Here is a 26,332-nt window from a genome sequence, read left to right as displayed (position 1 = left end):
ATCCTATTACCAACCATTCCATCATTTTTTGAGCATGCTTTACTTACTTCGAGTTAAGTGGACGATTTCCTTTATTAATGAACAACCAAAAGAACCCTTGATAAATAAAGGTGTCCGCTGACTTGCTCGAGTATAAAATCAAAACTGGCAACGGATGCTTCGCTTTTTAAAAAGATTAAACAAACGTTTAATTAATGATGACTGCTTTGATCAAGAGCACCAATTTAAGTAGAAAAAACCTTTCGCAAGAGCGCGAAAGGTTTTTTCTTATCTGTTATTACTGCCGAATCAACTCAAGATCAACTGGGATAAAGTCTTCTACATTTTCACCATTTAATACAGCTGCTGCCGCTTCAATCGCTTCTTCCCCAATTAGTGTTGGTTGCTGAGCAATTGTGCCGGCAAGACCGCCACTCTCTACAGAGGCTACAGCATCGTCTGTCGCGTCAAAACCAACTACAACGATATCATCACGACCAGCTGCAGAGATTGCCTCAAGTGCACCAAGTGCCATTTCATCATTGTGCGCGAATACCCCCATGATGTCAGGGTTACTTTGCAATATGTTTTCCATCACCGTTAATCCTTCAGCGCGGGCAAAATTCGCTGTTTGCTTTGCGCCTACGTTAAAGGAATGATCAGCAATATTGTTAAATCCTTCTCCACGTTCTCGAGCAGCAGAGGAACCAGGTATACCTTCAAGTTCTGCAACTACTGCATTTTCACCAACTAGTTCGAGTAAAAGCTCTCCAGCCATCTCGCCTCCAGCGATGTTATCAGATGCAATATGAGTGACGACCTCTCCATTGTCAGCTGCTCGGTCTACCGTTATAACTGGGATGTCTGCATCATTAGCTGATTGAACTGCAGCCGCTACAGCAGAAGAATCAGTTGGATTGATTATAATTAAATCAACTCCGCGTTGAATAAGATCCTCAATGTCGTTGATTTGTTTTGCACTATCGTCTTGTGCGTCAACAGAAACCATTTCAAAACCGAGCTCAGTTGCTTTTGCTTCTGCCCCTTCCCCTAATGTAACAAAGAAGGGGTTATTCATTGTTGAAACAGATAAACCAACAGTAAACTCTCCATCACTCGCTCCACCTTCATTGCCACCCTCTGGTAACGCCTCATCTGAAACTGGTGCGTCCATTGAACAAGCAGCAAGCATTGCTGTAATCCCAAACATGGCAACCGATAATTGAAGTTTTTTCATTTAAAATCTCTCCTTTAAGCTGTTTTTCTACGATCAAGCAAGACCGCGAGTAAGATAACGCTTCCTTTTACTACTTGCTGGAAGAACGAGCTCACGCCTAACAAGTTCAATCCATTATTCAAGACTCCTATAATTAAGGCACCGATAAGCGTGCCGACAATCCAGCCTCTTCCACCGGTTAAACTTGTTCCACCAAGGACAACCGCTGCAATGGCATCTAATTCAAACATCGTTCCCGCCGTTGGCTGTGCCGAGTTTAAACGTGAGGTTAAGATCACACCCGCTACCGCAGCCAAAAAGCCCGTCAGTGAATACACGTAAATTTTGATTCGATCAACTTTAATTCCCGATAAAATGGATGCCTCTTCGTTGCCACCAACTGCATACACACGTCGTCCAAATGTTGTTTTCTTTAAGATAAAATACAAGATAACAAAACTAACCATCATCGTAATTGCCGGCATTGGAATACCAAAAAAGTAACCGCCACCAATCATTTGAAACACGGTTGAATCACCTAAATTAGAAACGGGACGTCCATCTGTGAACATCAATGTGGCCCCACGGTAAATCGTCATAGTCGCTAGTGTCGCAATAAAAGGAGCCACTTTTCCTTTTGCAATAATCATTCCGTTGATCGCTCCAAGCGCAGCTCCTACGAGCAACCCTAGAAGAATCGCGAGCATCGGATCCATTCCTGAAGCAAGCAGGGTAGCCGTTACTGCTCCAGAGAATGCGAGAATCGCACCAACAGATAAATCAATGCCACCTGTAAGAATAACAAAGGTCATTCCAAAGGCAATTAATGCATTAATGGATACTTGCCGAAGGACATTTAGCAAGTTCGAAGCTGATAGAAAACTAGGGTTTAAAATACTTATGATTACTATAATTAAAAACAAACCGATAAATGGACCCAGCATCGCTGCCATTGCTTTGACTCGTTTATTGTCGAACATGCTTTTCTCCTCCTGTTGCTTCGTGCATAATTGTTTCTTCCGAGAGCTCATCATGATCTAAGATCTTCATGAGTTTTCCTTCAAACATAACCGCAACTCGTGTACTCATACCGATAATTTCTGGTAGCTCCGACGAAACCATTATGATCGCCACTCCTTGCTTAGCCAGTTCATTCATAATCGTATAAATCTCTTTTTTCGCTCCAACATCGACGCCTCGTGTTGGTTCATCAAGAATGAGTACTTTCGGCTTAATCCCAAGCCACTTGGCAATAACCACTTTTTGTTGATTGCCCCCACTTAAAGATTTGGCTCGTTGATTTGGACCCGATGTCCGGACTCCAAGCTTTTTAACTAACTCTTCATATAATGCTTGTTCTTTCGTTGCTTGCATCACGCCACCAGAGGAAACCGATGTTAAGTTGGTTAAATTCATATTGTCACGTACCGAGAAATCAACAATTAGTCCTTTCGTTTTGCGGTCTTCTGATACAAAGCCAATGCCTTGTTTAATCGCATCGACCGGACTTTTGAAGGAAACTTGTTTGCCATCTAACTCAATCAGACCACTATCTATGCGCCTGTAACCAAAAATGGTTTCAACAACCTCTGACCGACCTGCACCCATAAGCCCTGCAATTCCAAAAATCTCACCAGCACGAACATCGAAGGTAACGCTTTCAAATTCATCCTTTCGACTTATTCCTTTTACCGAAAGCTTTACCTCACCAGGTGTCAAATCTTGATTCGGGTAACGCCCACCAAGTTCTCTTCCAACCATTAGCCTGACAATCTCATCAAAACTTGTCTCTGCAATCACTTCTGTTGAAACGTAGTTTCCATCGCGTAGTACGGTAATACGTTGACAGAGGGAGAAAATTTCTTCCATCCTGTGTGAGATATATACGAACGTAACGCCTTTTTCCTGTAAACCACGAACCACTTCAAACAGCGTATCAATTTCCCTATCTGTTAACGCCGCAGTTGGTTCGTCCATAATAATAATGTCGGCATTCGTTCTTAAAGCTTTTGCAATTTCAATCAATTGCTGCTTTCCAACGGATAAACGTCCTGCTCGCTCTGTAGCTTTTACTTTAAGACCAAGTTCAGCCAACGCTTGTTCAGCATGCCGATTCATCTCCTTCGTTTTTAACCAGCCCGTTTTTCCAAACGTCTGTTCATTTCCTAAGAATAAATTCTCTGCTACTGAAAGCTCTGGCAAGATATTTAATTCTTGGTGAATCACAGCAATTCCGTCTAACTCTGCATCTTTTGGATGGTTGTATGCAACCTCTCGTCCCTTTACTCGTACAACGCCTTCATCCCTAGGATAGATTCCTGTTAAGATTTTCATAAGCGTTGATTTTCCCGCTCCATTCTCACCCATTAGTGCATGAATTTCGCCTTTTTGAAGAGAGAATTTAACATTCTTTAATACGTTGTTTCCATTAAAAGACTTGCTTATATTGCTCATCTCAACAATCATCGTGAATCCCTCCTCTTAAAAGATCACGCCGGCTCGCAGAATAACATTTGCATACGGAGTACTTTCTCCTGTACGAATAACCGTCTTCACCTTATGTGTTTCCGCTTTCAAATCTTCATGTGGCAAGTAGTACGTTGGAATTCCTTTGCTCTGTAAGGCATGGTGAACAAAAGGGTTCTTTTCTTTAGCTTCTGTTGCGGCGATCATTGCCTCTACTTCCATGTCTTCTAATACTTCTTCAAGTACCTCAACAAATGTAGGTACTCCACGTTTAATGGAAAGATCAATGCACTCGACACCTGAAGGAATTGGTAACCCACAATCAGCAATGACAATATGATCTGTATGCCCGAGTGATGCGAGCACCCGAGCGATATCACGATTTAAAATTCCAGTTTTTTTCATTGGAGATCCTCCTATTAACTACTTATTGGCGAGAAATGTCCAAACCTCTTCTGTTGTTGGCATACCACCTTGTGCACCAAATGACTGTACGGAAACAGCTGCAGCTGCATTAGCAAATGAAATGGCTTCACGCAAGGGTTGCTTGTTACCAATTGCTACAGCAAGTGCTCCATTAAAGGTGTCCCCAGCTCCTGTCGTATCAACAGGAACGAGTTGATGGCCTGCAACATATTCTGTTTGTCCATTCTCAAACCAACGTACTCCATTCGCTCCTTGCGTCACAATAAGCTTCTCGCTTAAAGCAGCACTCACTTTAGAAAACAATTGCTCCTGTTCCGATTCATTAGGTGTGATATATGTGCTTTTCTCATATGTTTCCGGTGGGAGCTCTTGCGCAGGAGCAGGATTAAGAATGACCGGGATTTGATGTTTGGCACAGAGATCCACCGTATATACAACTGTTTTTAGTGGAATTTCTAATTGCACAAGAACGATGTCACTTGAAGCGATTACATCTTCGTATGAAGATACATAAGCTTCATCAACACGGTGATTTGCACCAGGAGTTACGATAATACGGTTATCACGATCAGATAAAAGGATTGTCGCGACACCTGAACTACAGTGTGTAACGGGTTCCACACAGTCGACAGAAACCCCTTCTGCGAGTAGCCCACCCTTAAGCAACTCTCCAAACGCATCATCACCGACGCGACCAATCATTTTCACATCAGCCCCAAGCCTTGCACAAGCGACTGCTTGGTTAGCACCTTTACCTCCAAAAACAGTTTGAAATCCTGTTCCCATAACGGTTTCACCTTGTTCTGGCACCACATCGGTTTGGGTAACCATGTCCATATTAATGCTTCCAATAACGGTTACTTTAGGTTTTGACACTTAAGCTACCTCCTTTAGTCGTACCTCGTAACTTTAATGTTGTCGGCAGCTCATGCCAGTAGGACAACAACGTTTTTTTCTCAATTAATTGTACTAATAATTCAACTGAACGTACGCCCATTTCATAAATTGGTTGCTGAACTGTCGTTAAGGATGGAACAAGCATGTCTCCAAATAAGATGCCATCAAAACCTACAATTTGTATTTCTGATGGGATCTCTCGCTTTAACGTATGAGCTGCTTTCATTGCACCAGCGGCAGTTACATCACTACTTGCAAAAATACCATCAACGGTAGGATGTTGCTTTAGAAGACGTTGAACCACTTCTTCCGCTTTTTCGATGTGGAAACCTGTCTCAACGATAATATGAGCAATTCCTTTGGCTTCAACCACTTCCTTAAATCCTTCATATCGATCGTCGGCTGGTGCAAGACCTTTTGGTCCTCTTAAGTGTGCAATGAACGTACACCCTTTTTCAATTAGATGCATCGTTGCAGCTTTTGCGCCGTTTTTATTTTCGGAAACAACAGTTGGTATATCTTTACTTATAAAGCGATCCAAAGCGACTACGGGCATATCCAATGTCTGATAGTGTTCATAGGAGCCAGTTCCTGTGGCTAAGATGAGTCCATCAACGTATTTCTGCTGCAAGGCCCGCACATACTGTTGCTCTTTGACGAGCTCACTGTCTGTGTTGCAAAGTACGACGGTATAGCCCTTTTTTAAAGCAATATCCTCAATTGAGCGCGCTAGCTCTGGAAAGAATGGGTTCGCAATATCTGGTACAAGCAAACCTATCATCCCTGATGTTTTATGATAAAGTGTCCTGGCGATTGCGTTTGGTTTATAATTCAAAGCTTCTATTGCTGAAGTAACAGCTTTTTCTGCCTCTTTACTGACGTATCCCTTTTGGTTCAACACACGTGAGACCGTTGCTACAGAGACGTTCGCATATTTTGCAACATCTTTTATCGTTGTCATAACTCTTCTTCTCCTCATGATGTGTAACCGGTTACACAAAGTATATGTCTACACTAGCCTTTTGTCAATTGAAAATACGTAGCAAACTTTTTTTGATTTTTTTAGCTAAGGTGTGGAAGAAACGCCTCTTACCTCGTTATACGCACGACATGCGCGTGCGTTTATTTTCAGTTTTAAAAAGCTTGTGGCTAAGCCACAAGCTTTTTATTCGTTAAGAAACATTTCCCTTTTGATGTACCGTAATTTGTTGGTAAGGAACCTCGACACCTTTTAATGCAAATGCATCTAAAATTGCACGTCTCATCTCACGTTCCACTCCCCATTGCATCACCGGTTTACAAAGAGCAATTGTTCGAATAACTGCACCTGATTCGCCGATTTCTTGTAAACCAAGCATTTCCGGTTTTTGAATCATATTCTCTTCTTTTTCAAACACTGACAGGCAGGCTTCCTCAATGATTTCCTGTGTCGTTTCGATCCGATCCTGATACGAGACACGCATATCCACAACCGCATAAGCGTTTTCTTTTGAATAATTTTTCACTTCTTCAATATGACCGTTTGGAATGATATTTACTTCTCCGGTCCAATCTTGAATCTTCGTTACACGTAAGCCAAAGTCAATTACTGTTCCTGTATATTCACCTGTTGTAATATAATCACCTACTGAGAACTGGTCTTCATACAAGATAAAGAAACCAGTGATGACATCGCGAACTACATTCTGCGCACCAAAACCAATCGCGAGACCAAGAACTCCAGCTCCAACAAGAACTGAGGCGAGTGAGAAACCAAGCTCATCAAGAACAAGCAAAATAGCAATAAAGTAAATGACATTCGCAGCAATACTATGTAACAAAGAAACGAGTGTCTGACTCCGTTGTTCTGATAAATTGACGTATTTTCCCTCTCTCTTTTTTAGCGTCTGGCTAATTACCTTTTTCAAGAAGCCCAGAATCATACGAGCAAGAATTAAAATAACAATGACTTTCACTACAGTACCAAGAACACTTAGCCAAAAGCCCGTGTCGGATAGTAGATCATACGTTGAATTCCACAAGTCTCCGAACATCGTAACCCTCCTATCGATCATTTTTAAATGTGGTTCACATTCTATCATCTTCCAAAAAAAGATTTCAAAGAATATCGATCTGTTTCCTTAAATTTCCTTTAGTATATAACCAATTTTCTTTAAGGCTGATTGAATATTTTTTACAGATTCTACATCAAGGGTATTCAAATGATTTCGAGCAGAATCTTGGTTTGCAAGCTCAACTGGAACAGCTGTTAGCATAACACGAACACCCATTATACGCAGTGCCGAGACAAGTCGATTTAATAGGTTAGTAAATCGCCCTCAGTGAACACATCTTGCATAAAATTGCTGATGCTTTTTGACCCATCCTCTGCTTGAAGAACCAATTCACAGTTCGACTCCTTATAGTCTAATTCATATTCTTTTGGCACAATCTCTTCGTCTCGATTATAAGAGTTCACAACTGTCATCACATGACGGTCTTTTCTCGCTATGTATGCCGTGCTCACATTTAACTCTTCAATAATACTCTCAAACAATTTATCCGACACCGCGACCAATGAGTCGTGGCTCGATTTATTTTCTTGATGTGTCATTTCTTCTCCCCTTTTATCTGCATAAACGACTCGATTCTATATACACGAGTTAAATATGACTACTACACAACCAGTACCCAATTTATAAAATAAGGAAACCAGTAAAAAGCATTTTGCGATCGTACTTGATGAGTACGGAGGTACAGAAGGAATCATTACGCACGAAGACCTGATTGAAGCGATGATTGGAGAAGACATTGAAGACGAGACCGATATTGATGATGTCTTAATTGAAAAACAAAACAGAATCAGAAATTATTTGCGACGGAAAAATTGCTTTACGCGGACTAAACAATGTGTTCCATACAAGAATACCTGAAGAAGAAGACAATTTAGCAGGATTTTTACTGCACCAATTTGGCTACTTGCCAAGCATTAACGAACAATTAGATTATAAGGACTTACAGTTAAAGATATTAGAAGTTGATTCAAAAAAAGTAAGTCGAGTATAAATTACAAAAAAGAATTTGAGCGAATAAAAAGCACGGCCCGTTTGGGCAGTGCTTTGCTTTTTTAAGCTTGTCTTTTAATCAATAGGCACAACAGTACTTCGCCTTCCCTAATTCCTCATTTAACCGTTAATACATCGCATGGTGCATGACGCATCGCGGCTTCTGCCACACTTCCAATCATAAAGCGAGTCACCATATTTGTTCCTGTTGATCCGATAACGATTAAGTCTGGATTAATTGTGTTCGAAAGACCGGTCGAGAACTTTTCGCGAGGACTGCCATAAAGGAATTCCGTTTTCACATTTAATGCTCCCATCTCTTCTGCTCGCTCTTTGTTGGAGGCAAGCATATCCTTAATCTTTTCTCGCTCTCGTTTCTCCATTAATTCTGGGGACGAGGTGGCAACACCTTGATACGAGGAGACAGGTAAGACATACACGATTGTTAAGTCAGAACCATGTTCCTTAGCTAATATCGCAGCTTCGCGTACCGCGTTTTCTGACTGATTTGATCCATCAATTCCAACTACAATATTTGTATATCGGTTAGATGCGTTCTCATACCCTTTTACGATTAAATAATCACAAGGTGAGTGACGCATTGCCGCCTCTGCCACACTTCCAGTAAATAAACGGTCTATTCGGTTACGTCCTGTTGCTGACGTAATAAGCAAGTCTGCCTCGTAATCTTTCGTTAATTCCTTTGCTACTTGGATACGCGGATTACCAGAAGAGAATGCCGTTTCCACGACAACACCTTTTGCTTCTGCCTGCTTCTTGTGTGCTTGTAGCAGTTCATCTGCTACGCCTTTCCATTCCTCCCAAAGCTGACCTGAATACAACAGGTGCTCATTTGGGAAGTTCCTAATATCCATTACGTGACCAATAATAAGTGTAGCTTCACTTGCTTCCGCTATGACTAGCGCTTTCGCAAATGCATGGTTTGATTGCTCTGACCCATCTACACCAACAACAATTCGTTTATACATGCTTGTTATCTCCCTTCTTGTTTAAAAGAAATTCGATAGCATCCTCACTTCTACTATACCCGTTTTTCTAAGATAAAAAGGAAAATTTAGCCGTAATTATGTGAACATTCAAGGAATTTAATCGGATGGGATATGTAAGTTAAATTCTATAAAACGATTAGAAGACCTAACTTCTATGAAATAGAGAGTTAGGTCCAATAAGATGATTATTTAATTAATAGCTTACGGCTTATTTCAACACGAAAATTTAAAACGTCGGTCCAATTCGCCATATCCCGAAGTCATGTTGTTTGAGAATTTCCGCTTTCGTCCGTTTACCAGAAGCAACAGCAGCAATTTCAGCCATCAGACGTTCACCCGTTTCTTCAATCGTTTCTTTACCTTCAATAATTGTTCCAGCATTTACGTCCATATTGTCATTCATCATTTCAAACATTGCTGTATTAGTCGCAATCTTGATAACAGGTGCGATTGGCGATCCAGTTGGCGTGCCACGCCCGCTCGTAAACAACACAAGTTGGGCACCACCTGCCGTCATACCAGTAAGCTGCTCAATATCATGACCCGGGGTATCCATCCAAACTAATCCTTTTTCTGTCGGCTTTTCGGCATAATTGACAAGTTCATTCAAACGGGATGTACCCGCTTTAGCTGCAGCCCCTAGTGATTTCTCCTCAAGCGTGGTCAATCCGCCTTTTTTATTCCCAGGGCTTGGATTTCCTGTACGAATATCGACTCCCATCCCAAAAGCGCGATTTTCCATCGCTTCAATCACCTCAAAAACACGCTTAACAACTTGTTCGTTTTTTGCCCGGTCTGCCAGTAAATGTTCAGCACCAATTAGCTCTGTCGTCTCTGCTAAGATTGAAGTGCCACCTTTTTCAGCAATCGCGTCGCTAACGTATCCGACCGCCGGATTGGCAGATAAGCCTGAACAAGCGTCAGAGCCACCGCATTCGGTGCCAACAACCAAGTCAGAGAACAAAATTGGCTCTCTTTCAACCATAGATGCGTCTTGTACCATCTTCGTTGCAATTTTTGCTGCTTCTACTGTCGCCTGAAGCGTACCGCTATGATCTTGGATTGAAACAAGCTCAACCGGTTTATTTGTTCGTTTAGCGATTTCATTCGCAACGCTCCTGCCCTGATGCGTCTCGCAACCTAGCCCCATTACGACGACACCATAAACGTTTGGATTTAATCCCATGCCCACGTAGGTGCGGAACGTTTGCTCATAATCAGCGCCAACTTGGGCGCACCCGTGTTGATGTACAATAGAGACTGTCCCATCCACGAGCTTAGTGACATTCATTGCCGCTTGAGTCGCACAGACGATTGTGGGTAAAATTAAGACGTGGTTCCGTATGCCCACTGTCCCATCGGAACGGTGATAGCCGGTTAATTTAAGACTCATCGTTTACATCTCCTCTTCCGCGTTTTCCATCGACGTTATGAATGTGGACATGGTCGCCCGCATCAATGTCAGAAGAGGCAATGCCAATAATTTCGCCGTATTTGAAAATATCGGTTCCTTTTTTTATATTAACGAGCGCAAATTTATGCCCAAATGCAATGCCGTCTTCTGCTTGAATGATCACTTCCTCGCCTTGATTGAGAGGCACACGTTTGTTTTTTTCGATAAACGTTAACGCAGTGGCAACGTTGTCTTCTGGACGCATGACCACATGAGTTCGAATGCTCGTCATCGCCGTCCTCCTTTCACAAACACGGTTTTAATTGATGTAAAGAATTCAATCGCTGCCCTGCCTTGTTCACGAGAGTGAGAGCTTGAGTTTTTCATACCGCCAAATGGAGCCTGAAGCTCCACCCCTGCGCTTTCTGCATTTACCCGAACAAGCCCTGCTTCCATCTCGTTAATAAACGTCATCATCCGTTCAATATTGGTCGTGAAGACCGATGCGCTCAGACCATATTCTGAATCATTGGCAAGCTCAAGCGCCTCATCAAACGAAGGCGCCTTTATAAGCGCAAGCACTGGACCAAAAATTTCTTCTCTTGCAAGTGACATCTCTCTCTCTACTGCCTCAAATACAGTTGGTTCTACAAAATATCCATCTGATCCGGCAACTCGTTTCCCACCAATAAGCAAATCAGCGCCTTCCGATATACCTTTTTCGATCGCATCTAACACTTTATATAATTGCTCCTCATTCGCAAGAGGGCCCATCCATGTACCAGCTTCGAGGCCATCGCCAACCGTAAGCGTTGCGATTTCATTCAACAACTTTTCTTTGAAGTGTTCATAAACCGCTTCTTCGACAATGACCCGGCTCGTTGCGGTACACTTTTGCCCCGTCGATTTTAATGCACCACTAATTGTTGCCGCTACGGCGAGCTCAAGATCAGCATCCTTTGAGACGATCACAGGATTTTTACCGCCCATTTCAAGCTGGTATTTCGCCCCTCTTGCAAGTAACGTTTGCCCTACTTTCTTGCCAACTGCATTTGAACCAGTAAATGTGACCGCATCAATGCCTTCTTGTTCGGTTAGCGCTTTGCCAATGTCTACGCCAGTCCCAGGAGCAAAGCTGACAACTCCTTTTGGAAACCCAGCCTCCTCAAAACATTCGATCACTTTCGCCGCGGTTACTGCCGATTCTTGTGCTGGTTTCAGCACAACAGCGTTGCCATAGGCAAGGGCTGGAGCCATTTTCCAAATTGGAATCGCAACCGGAAAGTTCCACGGTGTAATGACGCCAACAACGCCAAGCGGGGTTCTTGTTGTAAACATCAGCGCTTCTGGATCAGTAGACGGAATCACATCGCCAACTTCCCTCATACCTTCACCCGCATAATAACGGAGAATCGCGGCACCTCTTGCCGTTTCACCTTTTGCCTCTGCCAGTGTTTTCCCCATTTCCCGCGTCATCGTTTTGGCAATCTCGGTCGCTCTTGCATCCAACACATCAGCCGCTTTATAAAGCAAGTTTCCTCGCGATGGAGCCGCTAGTTTAGCCCACGTCTTTTGGGCAATCTGTGCCTGTTTTACCATTTCTGTTAACTCGTCAGTAGTCGTTTCATGCACTGTACCAACTACTTCCTTTGGCTGTGCTGGATTGGTGCTTTCAAAAGAAGAACCATCTTGGTGCCAAGAGCCATTTATAAAACTGCCAAAGTGATGCTTGATTGCTATGTCCGCCATCACGTATACATCTCCTTTTTCTTTGTAGTTGTACTGTTAACGACATTCGACAGCTTGCCAATACCTTCAACTTCAATTTCGATTTCGTCTTGTTCCTTAAGGGTAAAATCGTTGGGTGGAACAATGCATGTTCCAGTGAGGAGTACGGTATAATCACCGATCTCGTTATCTCGCAACAAATAAGAAATTAGTTCGTCAACAGTGCGTTTTAATTGTTTCAGACTAGCAGCGTCTTCAAACACCACCACTCCATTGCGAATAATTCGACAACGAATCGATAAGTTGTACACATCGTCAATTGTGTCTGCAAGCGTCAGTGCCGGACCAATTGCACAAGAGCGCTTCCACACTTTTGCTTGTGGCAAATACAACGGATTTTCGCCTTCAATATCGCGGCAGCTCATATCATTGCCAATCGTATAACCAATAAGCTCGCCTTCTTTGTTTAAAACAAGCCCAAGTTCTGGCTCTGGAATCTGCCAGTTTGAATCCGAGCGGATCGCAACGGCTTGCCCAGGTCCAACCGTTCGAGACGGCGTTGATTTAAAAAACAATTCTGGGCGCTCGGCATCGTACACTTTGTCATAAAAAGTTTCTGCATTTAACGCGCCGCCTGTTGCTTCATAATTTCTCGCTTCCCGACTGCGTTGATACGTAACGCCCGCTGCCCATACTTCTGAAAGCTCAAACGGTACTTGCAGCTGTAGTTCATCAAGTGTTTTAGCCGCAACAGGCCAGTTGTATAGCTCTGAGTTAAGCCAAACCGATGTCTGCAATCCACTTCTTTTTGCTTCTTCCAATAGTTCAGTCACAGTCGGATGTGGGGTTGTTTTAATTTCCTCCCCATTCACTACAGCAATATGAATCTGTTCCTTTTCTTTGTAACGTATGATTCTCATGTCGCTCACTCCTTCATTTAGTTATGACAAGATCGTTGGCAACAAAAGCGATAAGGCTGGAATAAAGATAATGACAAGCGTTAACACAATAAGCAAAACCCAAAATGGAATGACTTCTTTAATAAACACTTCAATTTTCACTTTCGTAATTGCTGCGGTTGTGAACATAATTGTACCGATTGGCGGCGTAATCGTACCGATGCTCAAGCAAAGGATGAAAAAGATTCCGAAATGAACCGGATCGATTCCATATGTTCCAAGCATCGGCATAAAGATCGGCGTTAAAATGATCAATAACACATTCCCTTCAATGAACATGCCGACTACAAACAAGAAAATTAAGATTATGAGCAAAAAGAGAAGCGGGTGTTCAATCCTTTCGGTAATCGAAGACGTTAGCGCCTGCGGAATTTGTTCAAGTGTTAAAATCCAACCAAAGGCCGTACCCGCGGCAATAATAATCATCACGGTCGCAATGATTTGCATAGATTCCTTTAACGCATTGAGTAAATCTTTGAATGACATTTCTCTATAGATTAAAAAACCAATAATTAGTGCATAGATAACGGCGATTGCGCCAGCTTCTGTCGGTCCAAACACGCCTAAACGAATTCCACCAATAATCACGATTGGAAGCATGATTGCAAGCAGTGCATCTTTGGAGGCATACAGTACTTCCGAGAACTTTGGCACTGGATCTTTGACTTGCTCAAAGCCTCGCTTCTTCGCAGCAAAATGGACGTAAACAAGAAGAAAAGCGGCAAGCATCAATCCTGGAATAATACCAGCAATAAACAAATCGCCAATTGAAACATTTCCAACATAGCCATACAAAATCAACGCAATCCCTGGCGGCAAAATCGGTGTGATTATTGAGCTCGTTGCCGTTAAGGCGGCGGCAAAGCCAGGCGCATAACCCTTCTTCACCATTTCCGGTACTAAGATTTTTGATTGCATCGCCGCATCGGCGACGTTTGAACCTGACAACCCGCCCATAAGCACGCTCAGTAAGACATTTACTTTTGCCAAGCCGCCTGTTAAATGTCCAGTCACCATTTTTGCAAAAGTGAGTATACGTTTCGTGATACCCGTATAGTTCATCAGCACGCCTGCCGTAATAAAAAACACAATACCTAGAAGGGGGAACGACTCGACGCCACTGATCATGCGCTGTGTCAACGTTTCATTCGTGAAGCTGGAATTTGTAAGAAAATAAATGGCCGACCCGCCAAGCAACGCGTAAGCGACCGGCACATTCAACACGATTAAAACAAGAATGAGTAAAACAACGAGAAGGATTGTCACCGGTTATCGCCCTCTTCCTCTTGATAGATAAACGATCGGTCCCGTTTCACAGCAGCCTTTACTAAATGGTAAAGCGCCAAAACGCCTCCAAGCGGAATAGCAATATAGATAAATTTAAAATCAATCCCCAGCACCGGCGTTATTTTCCAATGAGTGTCAATGACTAAAATCCCACCCCAATACACAAAGACAACAAACGTCACGACAACAAGCATAAGAAACCGGAACCGTTGAACAAAAAGAAAGAACGGCTTTGGAAGTTTGCGGACAAAGTAGTCAATGCCAACATGTTCATTTCGCTTCATCACTGCGCTAATTCCAATAAACGTCAACCAAACAAACAAAGCGAGACTTACTTCTTCGCTCCATGTAATCGGTTGCGACAACACAAATCGACAAAACACATTCGCTCCAATGATAGCGATAATGCAAGCAAGAGCTCCCCCTGCCAGCCAATCATCGGCTTCATCCATAACCTTCATGATGTATCTCATGATCCTATCTCCTTCGGACGTTCTTCAATAAGGTCTACTACCATTTCATATAAACCTGGCGACCAAGTAGGCATCGAATCAAAAAACGGTGCCGCTTTTTCACGGAATAACTCTTGGTCGATTTCATTAATAATCATCCCTTGTTTTTCAAACGCCTCTAGCGCCTCCTCTGACTCTTTTTCTGTAATGGGATGAGCATATTCAGCCGCTTCCTCGCTCGTTTCAATGAGAATCTGTTGTAGATCATCTGGTAAAGACTCCATCATCCCAGTTCCTGTTATCCACACACTCATCACCTTCATATGTCCTGTGAGCGTCAAATAGTTGGTCACTTCATTTGTTTTTGTTCCTTGTAAAACGGGGAGCGGGTTTTCCGCCCCGTCGATGACACCTTGCTGCAAAGAAGCATAAAGGTCACCAAGCGGCAGTGGCGTCGGTGAGGCTCCTAAAGCTTGAAATGCACGAATATATAAGTTGTTATTTGGTACTCGGATTTTCATACCGCGGAGGTCATCAGGTGTCTGTACCTCTTCTTTCGTCATAAGATGTCGTTCGCCATAAATCGTTTTTTTGCCAAGAAGCGCTAGCCCCATCTCGTTCATTTCACCTTCAAGCCCTTTGTACCAATCGGTTGTTGGCAAATAAAGCAGATCCTCAAAATCATCTGCTAAATAAGGTGCCGCTAAGATGCCAAAATCAGGTACGTAATCCATCAGAAAGTCGTAAGCCGTAAACACAATGACATTGTTGCCTCGCATCGCCAGTTCAATCATGTCGCTTTCCCCGCCAAGCTGGGAACTCGGATACACATTTAATTGAAGACGCCCATCACTTCTTTCACCAGCTAGTTCCTGCCACATTCTAGCCTGTTGATCAAGTGGTTCACCTGGTTGGTTACCGTATGCCACATTGACCGTATGCACCTCTTCTTCGATAACGGCTGAAGTTGTTTGTGTACAACCAGAAAGGCATATACATACAACTAACATCAGAAAGCTTCGTTTCATTCCTGTGTCAACCTCCCTTCGTTTTTGTCTATCACCAATATAGAAAGCGCTTTCAAAAATGTTTATCTGTATGCTACCATGAAAATAGAAAAGCAATAAATAACGAATTCTGGCGTAAAAGTTGCTTTTTTTGATCTTAACAGAAGGGAGCAAGCAGTATGGACCCGATACGAAAACCGATGGATCAATCGCATACGATCCCATTCCACCTTGTTCCGCACACAACCAAAACGAGCGTCGAAGAACTTCCTCATCATGTACATGATTGGCATGAACTCTTTATTATTCACCAAGGCAGTTGTACTTTTTTTATCGATGACATGTTTTATGATGTCAAAGAAGGAGATACAGTCATTATTCCTGGTAATGTTATCCATTGTTCGATCTTGAAGAAAGGAGATACGTTAACGACAACAGCGTTGTTTTTCTGCCCGTCCCTCTTATCATCAACGCTCAGTTCAGACCAGGAGCTACTTTCCTCCTTATTCTTTGCTTCGAAGCAAAACAAGCAGTACCGTTACCATATGGCTCCCGATAAACAACAAGAGGTCTGCTCGCTATTTGAACAACTTAAGCGAGAAACAATGCAAACAGATCATTATTCAACTGAGATGACGGCTTTGATTATTCGTACCATCATCATTTTAATGAATCGTAGTTGCATGACGCCAAACGACCTAACAATATCGACGCCACATATTCCCGCTTGGATTAAAGACAGCTTGTCTTATATTGATACCCATTTAAAAGAGGACTTAGATTTAACAATGTTAGCGAGAAGATCATCGGTTCATCCTTCTTATTTCAGCAAAACATTTAAAACCGCCGTCGGCTTAACTTACAGTGAGTTTGTTAAATCCAAACGTATGGTGCGAGCAAAAGAATGGCTAATTAGTACAGATGAAAGCATCCAAACCATTGCCGAAGAGTGTGGTTACAGCAGTATGCCTCATTTTTTCCGAACTTTTCGTTCAATCACAGGCATGACTCCTTCCAGCTATCGGAAACGCACCTTAAAATAAGCTACCTTTTCGCTAAATCTAGCAATTATCAATACAAACCTGCTGTGCTACACTTTGGAACAATACGACATATCAACAAAAAGGAAAGGAGTCCTTGTTTATGCGTTTGTTACACAAAACAGCGATTATTACCGGCGCTGGATCAGGCATCGGTAAAGCAACAGCTGCTCGTTTTTCTACGGAAGGAGCAGCCGTTATTATTGCTGACATTGATGCAGAAAAGGGTAAAGAAGCCGCAAGTGAAATTGCTAACGCTACATTCATCCAAGTTGATACAACAAAAGAAACTTCCGTTCAGGCAATGGCCTCTCAAGTAATCGAACAATTCGGTCGAGTTGACATTTTGTTTAATAATGCCGGAGTGAGCGGTGTTGGTCGCTTGCATGAACTAAACGAGCAAGACTGGGATCGGGTTATTGCAGTGAACATTAAAGGCGTTTTTCTATCTAGCAAAGCTGTATTGCCTTATATGATTAAGGCAAAATCAGGTACCATTATTAATATGTCGTCTTGCATCGCAGAGATCGGTCTTGCTGACCGGGCGTCTTATGCCACAACTAAAGGGGCTGTATTAGCTTTAACAAAGTCGATGCAAGTGGATTATGCCAGCGATAACATTCGTGTAAATGCCCTCCTTCCTGGCACCATTATGACGCCTTTTGTTGAAGATTACTTATCAAAATCACCAAATCCACACGAGGCAATTGCAAAAATTAAAAACCGCCAGTTATCTGGTGAGTTAGGAACAGCTGAAGACGTTGCAAATGCAGCCCTTTTTCTTGCCTCAGAAGAGTCACGGTTTATGATGGGTTCCCCACTTTACATCGACGGCGGCGTTGTCTTTGGAAAAAATGCATAAGGAGAGAAAAAACAATGAAACTATGTACGCTACTCAATCAAGGGAACGAAACGCTTGGTGTTAAACAAAATGGCCAAGTCATTGATATCAATCATGCCTTAACAGTACGGCCTGCTGCGAACATCCCGACAACGATCACTGAGTTGATCGCTGGCGGTGAACAAGCCGCCAACCAGCTAGGAGCATATGTCCAAACTCTCGAAACAAACGGTCTCTATATCCGAAATGAATTAGACTGTCAATTTGGACCCGCTGTGACAAATCCAGAAAAGATCATCTGTGTTGGCCTCAATTACCGGAAACACGCGGATGAAACCAACTCACCGTATCCAGAAGTCCCGATTCTGTTTAATAAGTTCAACAATACGCTAACTGGCCACGATCATGACATTGCTGTACCTAGTGTGACAAATGAACTTGATTATGAAGTCGAGCTAGCGATTGTCATTGGAAAAACAGCCAAAAATGTATCTGAGGAAAAAGCGCTCGAATACGTCCTCGGCTATACGATTGCGAATGACCTTTCTGCCCGAGACTTGCAAATGCGGACGCCTCAATGGTTGCTTGGCAAAACATGTGATGATTTCAGTCCTATCGGTCCATACCTTGTCACAGCAGATGAAGTTGGGGATCCTCAGAAACTGTCACTTCAAACAACGGTTAACAACGAAACTAGACAGCACTCAAATACATCCGATATGATCTTTAACTGCAAAGAAATCATTAGCTACATTTCTAAACACTTTACGTTAAAACCAGGGGACATTATCCTTACTGGAACACCAGAAGGCGTCGTAATGGGTTTGCCAGAACAAGAGCGTATCTATTTAAAACCAGGTGATACCGTTTCCGTTAGCATCGAAAAATTAGGGACCTTGACGAATCGATTTGTAAAAGAATAACCATTTATTTTTAAATAAAAGAAAAAGCGCTGCAGTTTAAAAATTCTACAGCGTTTTTCCTTTTTTACTGTCGCACATATTCATGTTTAGAAATGAAGACTTGTTTCAGATTTCAATACAGCATTCGATTAACACTACCGTCGATCACATATTTCTATTTAATACACTTGTTTTTGGGTATGGGTCCACTATGTATTTTATGTGAGCTTGGTTTCCACACCTAAGTATTCTCCCGTCCTAATAAAAGCGCTTCATCTAAAAGGACCCAATCGTTGTGTGATTCATGAGCGCTCTTTGTTTCAATCATCACGATTTGCGGATCACGCAAAATGAGGTAGCGCTTTCGTTGTCTTTTTCGGATAGAAGACTTGAGCGGAAAACCTCGAGCGAATGGATTGCCGATTACAAACGCAGCTCAATTGTTGGCATGGAAGAATAGGAATAGTTGGAGCCGCTTGTCTCTCTTATGATGCAGAGAGACAAGCGAGCGGTTATAGTCAGGATGCCCATTTTAACTGACCGCAGAGATTTCGCCAAACAAGTGTGACTATATGCATCTAACTCTATGATTATTCCTCAATCTCAACTTGAACTTCGCCGCCAAAACCCTAAAGATCTAACGAGATGAACTAGGTGTGTCACATCGTGAAACCACATCCGCTACTTCGTTCGCAAGCCTAGGCATTCCGCTAATCATACATTCCACCTTGTCACCTTTGTGAATAACGACCGCTCCCGGCGTACCTGTTAAAAGAACGTCACCAGGCAAAAGTGTCATGACCTTTGAGTGGAAGGAGACGATGTAAGGCAAAGAGTAACGCATATTTTCAATGCAGTTTGTATGTTTCATTTTGCCATTTTGGTACGTTGAGACCGTTATTTTTTCAAGAGAGGTAAATTCGTCAGGCGTAAACAGATAGGAACCAAAACTAAAGAATGTATTAAAACTCTTTGCCCGCGTTAAATAACGCAAATTCGCTTCGTGAATCGAGGCCTCAGTCATATCAAGAGCAGTCGTAAACCCGGCGACATAATTCATTGCTTCTGATTCTTCCACATGATCACATGTTTTGCCAATAATAATGGCCAGCTCTGCTTCTGCCGTAGTTTGAGTTGAACCTTGTGGAATGTTGATCTGATCCCCTTCTCCGATTAAACTCGTGTCTGGCTTCATAAAGCTTACCGGATCAGTGTATGGTGCCTCCGCTTTCTCCTCTTTGCTATTCGTATAGTTAAGACCGATTCCCCAGATTTTCCTTGGGTTGCGGTAAAGCGGTGCGAGCTCAGCTTCTCCTGCCACACCTGCCTCTTTTACTAATAACTCTTTCCCTTCGTCATCATACCAGGTCTTTAGTTGTTCAAATTTTCCGCTTTGAAGTAAGTCAAAAACCGTCTCTTCCCATTTGTAGTCAAACTGTTCATTGAATTCTCTTAATGGGATTAGCTTGTTCCCTGCTAAGATCGCAGCAATTTCCTCGTTGTTTTGTTTTACTGTTCCGAGTTTCATTTAGCTACCCCCGCTGTCTCTAATTCATTGATGTATGACAAAAGCTGAGCATCCATGTTTCTGCCGGCCAAGAGAGAGAACCCAACCGGTAACCCTTCAACTTCTAACAGGGGCATTGTTGCTTGCGGCATTTCCGACAACCCGCTTATCGCCGTCAGTTTAAATGTGTTTGTGCGATGGTTTTCTAATTTCTCTGGACCCGTGTTAAGAAGTGGCGCAACATTCGGCGATGTGGGGAATGCGAGTAGCCCGTGCTTGCCAAGGAGCATTTCAACTTGCTTTCTTAGCACTTTTTTTTGACGTACCGCTTTTTCCTGCCCTTCTGCCGGAATGGTACTCGTCCAATTAAAGCGCGCGGCAATATCAGGTGCAAAGGTTGGCTGCACGTCTATGATCCAGTCTTTATGAGTTTGCCAAATTTGATAACCTTGCAAACCACGAAACGTGTTCATAAATGTTGCAAGGCCATCCTCACTTAGCTTCATGTATTCAATGTTCAAACTTCCTGAGACCGCTTGAAGTTCACGCTCAAACCTAGCTGCTACCTCTTCTGATACGAGGGCAAGAGCATCTTCTGGCACATAGATCGTCTTAAACCTAGCCTGTGTTTGGTCTTTTTCAAATAACGCTTCACCCACTTTTTTGAGAACAGAGGCCGACCGCGCCATCCAGCCGACTGTATCAAAACGAGCAGCAAGAGGAATAACCCCTTCTGTTGATACAGCACCATGAGTTGGACGGAATCCATACACACCGCAGTAACTGGCCGGGATGCGGATCGATCCTGCTGTATCCGTGCCAATGGCGAAATCAACAACACCCGCGGCAACTGCGGCAGCGGAGCCACTTGATGAACCACCTGGGATCCTTCCGACCGCATTTGGGTTTTCCGGTGTTCCATAGTGCACATTTTCTCCGTTTAAACTAAACATGAGTTCATCAGTCACCGTCGTTCCAACAAGTGTAGCGCCCCTCTTTAACAATCGTTTGATCGCCGTGGCATAGTTTGTAGCTGGATCGTGAGTCGCTAGCCAATCTGGATTCCCTGCACTTGCCGTATGTCCTTTTATGGCAAACACATCTTTCACCGCAAACGAAAGCTCATTTAAGCAACCTTCATTCGTTTCTTGAACCTTCCATCCTTCGGTTATAAACGCACGTGACTGGCTCATAGTCTGCCTCCTTATTCATCGAATATGCCTTAGTTTTAGTGCAACTTGCAATTCAAGACTACTGTCTGGATGATCCAAGTCGATCTTCAACAAGGATGCGATCTTGTCTAGTCGATACACAATCGTATTGTAATGGGTATAAAGCTGCTCTGCTGTGGCACGTATGTTTTTATTGGCTTGGAAATACGTTTCCAGCGTTTCGATATAGACTGCCCCTTTTTTTCCGTCTGCTTCTAGTGATCCGAGCACGTCTTGGACGTAGTCGTCTACCCCGCTATGTTGTGGCAAAAAATAGAGCAATCGGTATAAATGGAGGTTTTCGAACGAGAGCATATGGTTGTCTATCCTGAAACGACTTGAAATCTGTTTCACTTGACGCGATTTTTGATAGCTTTTTGATATATCACTAATAGCCTGAACAGCTTGACCTGCATAAAGCATAAAATCGATTTCCAAACCAAATCGCTTCACTTGGCGAGCGACTTCTTTTTTTATTGTTTGCGCCGCTTGCTCCGCCCGTTCTTTTGAATCTTCAACGATCAAAAAAGCAAGAGATTCATCAAGGCTCGTCCCAAGCAACTGGCCTTTTGTCGCCCTTTCAATCGACTTTAATAAGTACGAGAACTCCGTATGATTAAAAAACACATCTGAATCCACATCGAGGAGGACGACACGGAACCATTTCTGTTCAAAATCCAAATCGAAAGAACTTGCTCGAATATTGATGTCGCTTTTTGATACAATGTCGCCAATGAGTAAGTCCTTTACAAACTGGTTTAAATATTTCTTCTCAATCTTTTTTCGAGCAAGGTCGTTTGTCAGCTCAATTCCGAGCATGGCGCTCATTTTATCGAGGGTCAAACAGTCCACTTCTGTTAGCTCATAATTCGTCTCGACACACGCAATAAAAGGCACATAATCAACGAACCCTTCTACTGCGAGTGGAATCGAGTAACAGCGAAATTGTTCAGACCGCATTGCAATCATACTGACGCCGGTACCCGCTTTTGATTCTAATCCATTTTTCGCTTCAAACAATTCCCCCGCTTCAAGCACATCCTCGAGCAAAGGTGCTGTTACTGTCCCCTCCAAATCTTGCAGCAAAATTGGATTGCCAATAATCTGTTCGAGTTGATAGACCACATCTTGAAGCGGTTTTCCTTTTCCGAGCACATTCATAAACTGCTGGACCCGATTATAAAGTGTAATTAAATGTTCGGATTCCTGATAAAACACTTCTTCCATTGCCACCCTGATCACATCAGAAAAAATGGTGTGAGGACGAATCTCTACGACGGGGAAATGGAGTTCTCTCGCTTTTTCAAGCAAGCTATCCGGAATCGATTCAATAAAGCGTTGGACTTTAATACCAATCCCAGAGACGCCTCGCCTATCAAGCGCCTCAATCAGTTCGCCAAACTGCTCTTTCCGGTCTTGAAACAGATATCCTGTTGTCATAATGAACTCTTGTGGTCTGACAAAATTGACGATCTCCGGAGAACCCATAATATTGACTCGGGAAACAACATTTTCCTTCCGCGACTCACCAGCTACTAAGACGGCGCCGGTTAACGGGTCGAGTTCGAGCAATCGTTTAACGGTAAGTCCGCGTTTATTAAAATGATCCATGGCACCCCCTCCCCTTTAACTGACTTGTGTTTGTCCTGTGATCGCGGCTTGCCATTCATTATGCTCAACAACGATACCAAAATGGCGCTCTATATTGGTAAGCGAAGGCGTAATTGCATCTTCATATGCAGCCGTTGTTGCTTCATTGACAAGCACAACGTGATAATCAAGCTGGTGCGCATCCCGCGCTGTTGATTCTATACACGTGTTTGTGTTGATTCCAACTAGGACCAAGGTTTCGATTTGCAATTGCTTTAACCTCCCATCCAAATCGGTGCCAATAAAACCACTGTAGCGATGTTTTTTTATGAGCGCTTCATGAGAGAGAGGGCTCAAGCGTCCATACTGCTGTGCTCCCCAAGTACCTTCTCGGCAACTATTGGGGTGGCCCTTCGCTAGTCGCCGTTTGCGCCATGCTCCGCTTCCATCATTGCTTTCGTTATGGGCCATTGATACAAACACAACCGGTATGCCGTGCTCCCTTGCCGTTTCAATCATGCCGTAAATTGTTGGCTCTAACCGTTGGTAATTCGAAACATCGTAGCCATCATGGGCAAACATACCGTCTCCATGAACGAAATCATTTTGCATATCAACGACAAGCAAGGCTGACTTTTTCTCTGTAACAAGGGAATGCACTTTATAAGACTCACTCATGAGCAGCCCCCTCTAAAAATGCATTCGTGAAATAGGTATCCAGTTCATGCTGTTCCCCGATTAAATCACTAACTTCTAGAATATCGAGTGTGTCTTCAATGTTTTCCTCCGTCATCCACCCATAAGGAACACCATCAAACAATGTGATCTCTTCAAGCAGCCCTAGCTGCATAAGCGTTACTTCTTTATCAACCGCATCCGGAAATAATTTCGCGGAAAGCTCCACGGCTTCTTCTTTGTTTGCAAGTGTGTATTCAAACGCTTCATCAATAGCGGCAAGAAAACGGGCAGTTGTGTTTGGGTTCTCGTTTAAAAAGCGGTCATTTCCTATTACAGTTAATCCAGCCAAATCAAACCCATAATCTGCTAAGTAAAGGGGAGTCAATTCCACCCCTAATTCCTTCTCAAAAATGGGGTATTCATTTGTAGAAAAAATCGCTACCGCATCCACTTCTTCATTTAAAAACAAGCCATTCCGAGCCGATGCTTCAACCTGGACTGATTCAACGAAAGAACCATCCACCCCATTTGTCTCTAAAAAATGAGGAAACACATTTGTAAATGTAGAAGCAATCGCCATAGCAATCGATTTTCCTTCTAAATCCTTTGGCTCTTCGACTGGAGTATCTGAGTGGGACGCAATCATAATCGGCGAGCGGTTCATATAAGAAGCAACCATTGTGATGGGCATTCCTTCTCCAACGCCTTGAGTTGGTTCGACGGTTGATGTGATCCCAAAATCATCTTGCCCTTGGGCGACCGTTTGCATCGTGTTTGTTGAACCATTCCCTTCAAGTACCTCGACATTAAGTCCATAATCGGCAAAAAATCCTTTTTCTTGCGCAATGAAAAAAGGGACAAATTCACCTTTAAACCGCCAATTGAGCCGGAGTGTCACATCTTCCACTTCTGGTTCACCAATCTCGCCCGTTGCTCCATCAACAGTAGGGGCATTGTCATCTCCGCCTGAGTCAGTGTTACACGCAGCCAAAGCTATGAGCGAAAAGAAAGCAACGTAAAATGATCTAAAATGTCTCATTAACATTAATTAAGCTCCTTTGTATTAAGTTACGCTTCAGCTAAGATCCCTTGGGATTTAAAAATGGCTCGTATTTCCTTTACATGTTTATGAAACGCCAGTTCTGAACGTGTTTCGCTTGTACGCGGTCGAACTAGCTTCATGGAAATGTCTCGTAAGATTGTCCCAGGGCGCCCCGACATGACTACTACTTTATCCGATAAAAAAACAGCCTCTTCAATGCTGTGTGTAATAAACACTGTTGTAAAACCAAACTTGTCCGATAGCTTCAACAAATCATACATCATCTGTTCCCTCGTTAAGGCATCAAGGGCTCCAAAAGGTTCATCCATTAATAATAATTTTGGATCTTGAATTAATGCCCGACAAATGGAAACACGCTGCTTCATCCCGCCAGATAACTCATGCGGATATTTATCAGAGAACCCTTCCAACCCAACTGATTCTAAGAGCTCTATTGCTTTCACCCTATTTTTTTGCTTGTGCTTTCGTCCAAATTTCACCTCAAGGGGAAATAAAACATTTTCTAGTACGGAACGCCATGCAAGCAGCACATCTTTTTGAAAGACAACCGCCAACCCATTTGTAATCGCTGATAAAGACTCTTCATTCTGCTTAATTTCGCCGCTTGAAGGTTGGTCAAGGCCAGCAATGATGCGCATAATCGTACTTTTCCCACATCCACTTGGTCCTACAATCGAGATAAATTCGCCAGCCTCAATTGACATATAGATATTTTTTAACGCTTGGACATCCCCTGTTTTTGTTGTGAAGATTTTTCCTATGTTATTAAGTTCTAATTTAGTTGACATCTCACTTACCTCCTTGCGCTTTATTTGCGTTATACCAAGGCATTACAAGTTTCTCAGTCAAATGGACGGTTGCAAACAGCAACATACCAATAATCGCAAGCGTAAACAATGTCGCAAAAACGAGCGGTGTATCAAGACGGGCATTTGCCGTAAGCTGCAAATAACCTAGCCCTTGTTCGGAAGCAACAAATTCGCCAACAATCGCCCCAACGACAGCAAGTGTCACACCTACTTTTACCCCACCAAACAAATGTGGGAGCGCATGGGGTAAGCGCAAATAGAAGAAGTTCTTCCATTCAGAAATCCCGATCGAACGACCGAGGTCATGCATATCCTTATCCAATGAACGAAAACCGACAACCGCATTGATGACAATTGGAAAAAACGAAATAAGACAAGCAAGCAACACTTTTGTGGTTAATCCATATCCAAACCAGATGACTAGAATTGGTGCAATCGATACCATCGGAATGCATTGGATACCAATAAGGATTGGATAAAGTGAATTTGCTAAGTACCTTGAATAGATAATCGATATTGCAAGAGGAATGCCAATAAACAAGCTAAGGGCAAATCCAAGTGCCACTTCTGTGATGGTTGTCAGGGAATGAGACAGGAGAACATTGAAGTCTGTCACCATCCTTAAAAAGATTTCCGCTGGAGATGGCAACAGATACCGTGGTATCCCAAACAAAACAGTCGCCGCATGCCAGAGAAGGAAAAAGCTGATCAATGTTAGGACAGCCCATAATGACTGGGGAAGGTGCTTTTTTTTCATTGGTTTTTGGCCTGTTTGATTAAGCGTGGTCGTCTCGCTCTTTGATTGCATCTTGATCCCGCCTCTCATG

At 43.0% G+C, this 26,332-nt stretch carries 28 protein-coding genes; 4 read left to right on the top strand and 24 right to left on the bottom strand.

Annotated features, from left to right (window positions below):
- Positions 1 to 277: 277 nt before the first annotated feature.
- From rbsB to BK584_RS16995, 9 genes are all read right to left on the bottom strand, one after another.
- Positions 278 to 1,216: a ribose ABC transporter substrate-binding protein RbsB gene (gene rbsB, locus BK584_RS17030; protein WP_078393687.1), complete on the bottom strand. Its 939-nt coding sequence runs from the start codon at positions 1,214 to 1,216 to the stop codon at positions 278 to 280.
- A 14-nt stretch (positions 1,217 to 1,230) separates the two neighbouring features.
- On the bottom strand, positions 1,231 to 2,175 hold the full coding sequence (locus BK584_RS17025) for an ABC transporter permease subunit (protein WP_078393686.1): 945 nt from the start codon (positions 2,173 to 2,175) through the stop codon (positions 1,231 to 1,233).
- Positions 2,162 to 3,661, bottom strand: coding sequence for a sugar ABC transporter ATP-binding protein (locus BK584_RS17020; protein ID WP_078393685.1), 1,500 nt, complete (start codon positions 3,659 to 3,661; stop codon positions 2,162 to 2,164). The genes BK584_RS17025 and BK584_RS17020 overlap by 14 nt, the downstream gene beginning before the upstream one ends.
- A 15-nt stretch (positions 3,662 to 3,676) precedes the next feature.
- Complete coding sequence (gene rbsD, locus BK584_RS17015) at positions 3,677 to 4,066, bottom strand: D-ribose pyranase (RefSeq protein ID WP_078393684.1); 390 nt, start codon at positions 4,064 to 4,066, stop codon at positions 3,677 to 3,679.
- Between the two features lie 18 nt (positions 4,067 to 4,084).
- Entirely contained in the window at positions 4,085 to 4,963 is an 879-nt protein-coding gene (gene rbsK / locus BK584_RS17010; protein WP_078393683.1) for a ribokinase, read from the bottom strand.
- Entirely contained in the window at positions 4,950 to 5,945 is a 996-nt protein-coding gene (locus BK584_RS17005; protein WP_078393682.1) for a LacI family DNA-binding transcriptional regulator, read from the bottom strand. Before BK584_RS17005 ends, rbsK begins: the two co-directional genes overlap by 14 nt.
- A 211-nt stretch (positions 5,946 to 6,156) precedes the next feature.
- Entirely contained in the window at positions 6,157 to 7,017 is an 861-nt protein-coding gene (locus tag BK584_RS17000) for a mechanosensitive ion channel family protein (protein ID WP_169871332.1), read from the bottom strand.
- Positions 7,018 to 7,104: 87 nt separating this feature from the next.
- Positions 7,105 to 7,239, bottom strand: a complete 135-nt coding sequence (locus tag BK584_RS25405) for a hypothetical protein (RefSeq protein WP_281255763.1) — start codon at positions 7,237 to 7,239, stop codon at positions 7,105 to 7,107.
- Positions 7,240 to 7,280: 41 nt separating this feature from the next.
- Positions 7,281 to 7,577 carry a hypothetical protein gene (locus tag BK584_RS16995; protein WP_078393680.1) on the bottom strand — a complete coding sequence of 99 codons (297 nt, stop codon included), beginning with the start codon at positions 7,575 to 7,577 and terminating at the stop codon, positions 7,281 to 7,283.
- A 230-nt stretch (positions 7,578 to 7,807) separates the two neighbouring features.
- Between BK584_RS16995 and BK584_RS16990 the strand changes: the two genes are divergently transcribed.
- A complete protein-coding gene (locus tag BK584_RS16990) occupies positions 7,808 to 8,029 on the top strand; it encodes an HlyC/CorC family transporter associated domain-containing protein (protein WP_078393679.1) in 222 nt (73 codons plus the stop codon).
- A 115-nt stretch (positions 8,030 to 8,144) separates the two neighbouring features.
- On the opposite strand, the gene BK584_RS16985 is transcribed toward BK584_RS16990, so the two are convergent.
- From BK584_RS16985 to BK584_RS16950, 8 genes are all read right to left on the bottom strand, one after another.
- Positions 8,145 to 9,017, bottom strand: a complete 873-nt coding sequence (locus BK584_RS16985; RefSeq protein ID WP_078393678.1) for a universal stress protein — start codon at positions 9,015 to 9,017, stop codon at positions 8,145 to 8,147.
- A 247-nt stretch (positions 9,018 to 9,264) separates the two neighbouring features.
- The gene (locus BK584_RS16980; RefSeq protein WP_078393677.1) at positions 9,265 to 10,431 is read right to left on the bottom strand and encodes a UxaA family hydrolase; all 1,167 of its coding nucleotides are present in this window, start codon (positions 10,429 to 10,431) and stop codon (positions 9,265 to 9,267) included.
- Positions 10,421 to 10,723, bottom strand: coding sequence for a UxaA family hydrolase (locus BK584_RS16975; protein WP_078393676.1), 303 nt, complete (start codon positions 10,721 to 10,723; stop codon positions 10,421 to 10,423). Before BK584_RS16975 ends, BK584_RS16980 begins: the two co-directional genes overlap by 11 nt.
- The gene (gene gucD, locus BK584_RS16970) at positions 10,720 to 12,180 is read right to left on the bottom strand and encodes an alpha-ketoglutaric semialdehyde dehydrogenase GucD (RefSeq protein WP_078393675.1); all 1,461 of its coding nucleotides are present in this window, start codon (positions 12,178 to 12,180) and stop codon (positions 10,720 to 10,722) included. The genes BK584_RS16975 and gucD overlap by 4 nt, the downstream gene beginning before the upstream one ends.
- A complete protein-coding gene (locus BK584_RS16965) occupies positions 12,180 to 13,079 on the bottom strand; it encodes a fumarylacetoacetate hydrolase family protein (RefSeq protein WP_078393674.1) in 900 nt (299 codons plus the stop codon). The genes gucD and BK584_RS16965 overlap by 1 nt, the downstream gene beginning before the upstream one ends.
- Before the next feature lie 21 nt (positions 13,080 to 13,100).
- A complete protein-coding gene (locus tag BK584_RS16960) occupies positions 13,101 to 14,384 on the bottom strand; it encodes a TRAP transporter large permease (protein ID WP_078393673.1) in 1,284 nt (427 codons plus the stop codon).
- Positions 14,381 to 14,878 (bottom strand): TRAP transporter small permease, encoded by a 498-nt coding sequence (locus tag BK584_RS16955; protein ID WP_078393672.1) that lies wholly within the window; start codon positions 14,876 to 14,878, stop codon positions 14,381 to 14,383. The genes BK584_RS16960 and BK584_RS16955 overlap by 4 nt, the downstream gene beginning before the upstream one ends.
- Positions 14,875 to 15,885, bottom strand: coding sequence for a C4-dicarboxylate TRAP transporter substrate-binding protein (locus tag BK584_RS16950; RefSeq protein WP_078393671.1), 1,011 nt, complete (start codon positions 15,883 to 15,885; stop codon positions 14,875 to 14,877). Before BK584_RS16950 ends, BK584_RS16955 begins: the two co-directional genes overlap by 4 nt.
- A gap of 158 nt (positions 15,886 to 16,043) precedes the next feature.
- Here BK584_RS16950 and BK584_RS16945 point away from each other — a divergent pair, with 158 nt between their 5' ends.
- The 3 genes from BK584_RS16945 (at position 16,044) to BK584_RS16935 (ending at position 18,668) form a co-directional block, all read left to right on the top strand.
- On the top strand, positions 16,044 to 16,907 hold the full coding sequence (locus BK584_RS16945; protein WP_078393670.1) for a helix-turn-helix domain-containing protein: 864 nt from the start codon (positions 16,044 to 16,046) through the stop codon (positions 16,905 to 16,907).
- A 100-nt stretch (positions 16,908 to 17,007) separates the two neighbouring features.
- Positions 17,008 to 17,766, top strand: coding sequence for an SDR family NAD(P)-dependent oxidoreductase (locus BK584_RS16940; protein ID WP_078393669.1), 759 nt, complete (start codon positions 17,008 to 17,010; stop codon positions 17,764 to 17,766).
- A 14-nt stretch (positions 17,767 to 17,780) separates the two neighbouring features.
- Positions 17,781 to 18,668, top strand: coding sequence for a fumarylacetoacetate hydrolase family protein (locus BK584_RS16935; RefSeq protein WP_078393668.1), 888 nt, complete (start codon positions 17,781 to 17,783; stop codon positions 18,666 to 18,668).
- 616 nt (positions 18,669 to 19,284) lie between these two features.
- Here BK584_RS16935 and BK584_RS16930 read toward each other — a convergent pair.
- From BK584_RS16930 to BK584_RS16900, 7 genes are read right to left on the bottom strand one after another with little or no spacing between them, the layout of a single operon-like run.
- A complete protein-coding gene (locus BK584_RS16930) occupies positions 19,285 to 20,175 on the bottom strand; it encodes a fumarylacetoacetate hydrolase family protein (protein ID WP_078393667.1) in 891 nt (296 codons plus the stop codon).
- The gene (locus BK584_RS16925; RefSeq protein WP_078393666.1) at positions 20,172 to 21,347 is read right to left on the bottom strand and encodes an amidase; all 1,176 of its coding nucleotides are present in this window, start codon (positions 21,345 to 21,347) and stop codon (positions 20,172 to 20,174) included. Before BK584_RS16925 ends, BK584_RS16930 begins: the two co-directional genes overlap by 4 nt.
- A 15-nt stretch (positions 21,348 to 21,362) precedes the next feature.
- On the bottom strand, positions 21,363 to 22,976 hold the full coding sequence (locus BK584_RS16920) for a PucR family transcriptional regulator (RefSeq protein ID WP_078393665.1): 1,614 nt from the start codon (positions 22,974 to 22,976) through the stop codon (positions 21,363 to 21,365).
- A 15-nt stretch (positions 22,977 to 22,991) separates the two neighbouring features.
- On the bottom strand, positions 22,992 to 23,633 hold the full coding sequence (locus tag BK584_RS16915; protein ID WP_078393664.1) for a cysteine hydrolase family protein: 642 nt from the start codon (positions 23,631 to 23,633) through the stop codon (positions 22,992 to 22,994).
- Positions 23,626 to 24,678 carry an ABC transporter substrate-binding protein gene (locus tag BK584_RS16910; RefSeq protein ID WP_139365691.1) on the bottom strand — a complete coding sequence of 351 codons (1,053 nt, stop codon included), beginning with the start codon at positions 24,676 to 24,678 and terminating at the stop codon, positions 23,626 to 23,628. The genes BK584_RS16915 and BK584_RS16910 overlap by 8 nt, the downstream gene beginning before the upstream one ends.
- 23 nt (positions 24,679 to 24,701) lie before the next feature.
- Positions 24,702 to 25,484 (bottom strand): ABC transporter ATP-binding protein, encoded by a 783-nt coding sequence (locus BK584_RS16905; RefSeq protein ID WP_078393663.1) that lies wholly within the window; start codon positions 25,482 to 25,484, stop codon positions 24,702 to 24,704.
- A 1-nt stretch (position 25,485) separates the two neighbouring features.
- Positions 25,486 to 26,313 (bottom strand): ABC transporter permease, encoded by an 828-nt coding sequence (locus BK584_RS16900; RefSeq protein ID WP_078393662.1) that lies wholly within the window; start codon positions 26,311 to 26,313, stop codon positions 25,486 to 25,488.
- Positions 26,314 to 26,332: the final 19 nt, after the last annotated feature.

This window comes from Shouchella patagoniensis (genome assembly GCF_002019705.1).
GTDB classification, from domain to species: domain Bacteria; phylum Bacillota; class Bacilli; order Bacillales; family Bacillaceae_D; genus Shouchella; species Shouchella patagoniensis.
The sequence above is the reverse complement of the archived record's forward strand: the minus strand, read 5'-3'. Positions and strand labels throughout refer to the sequence as shown.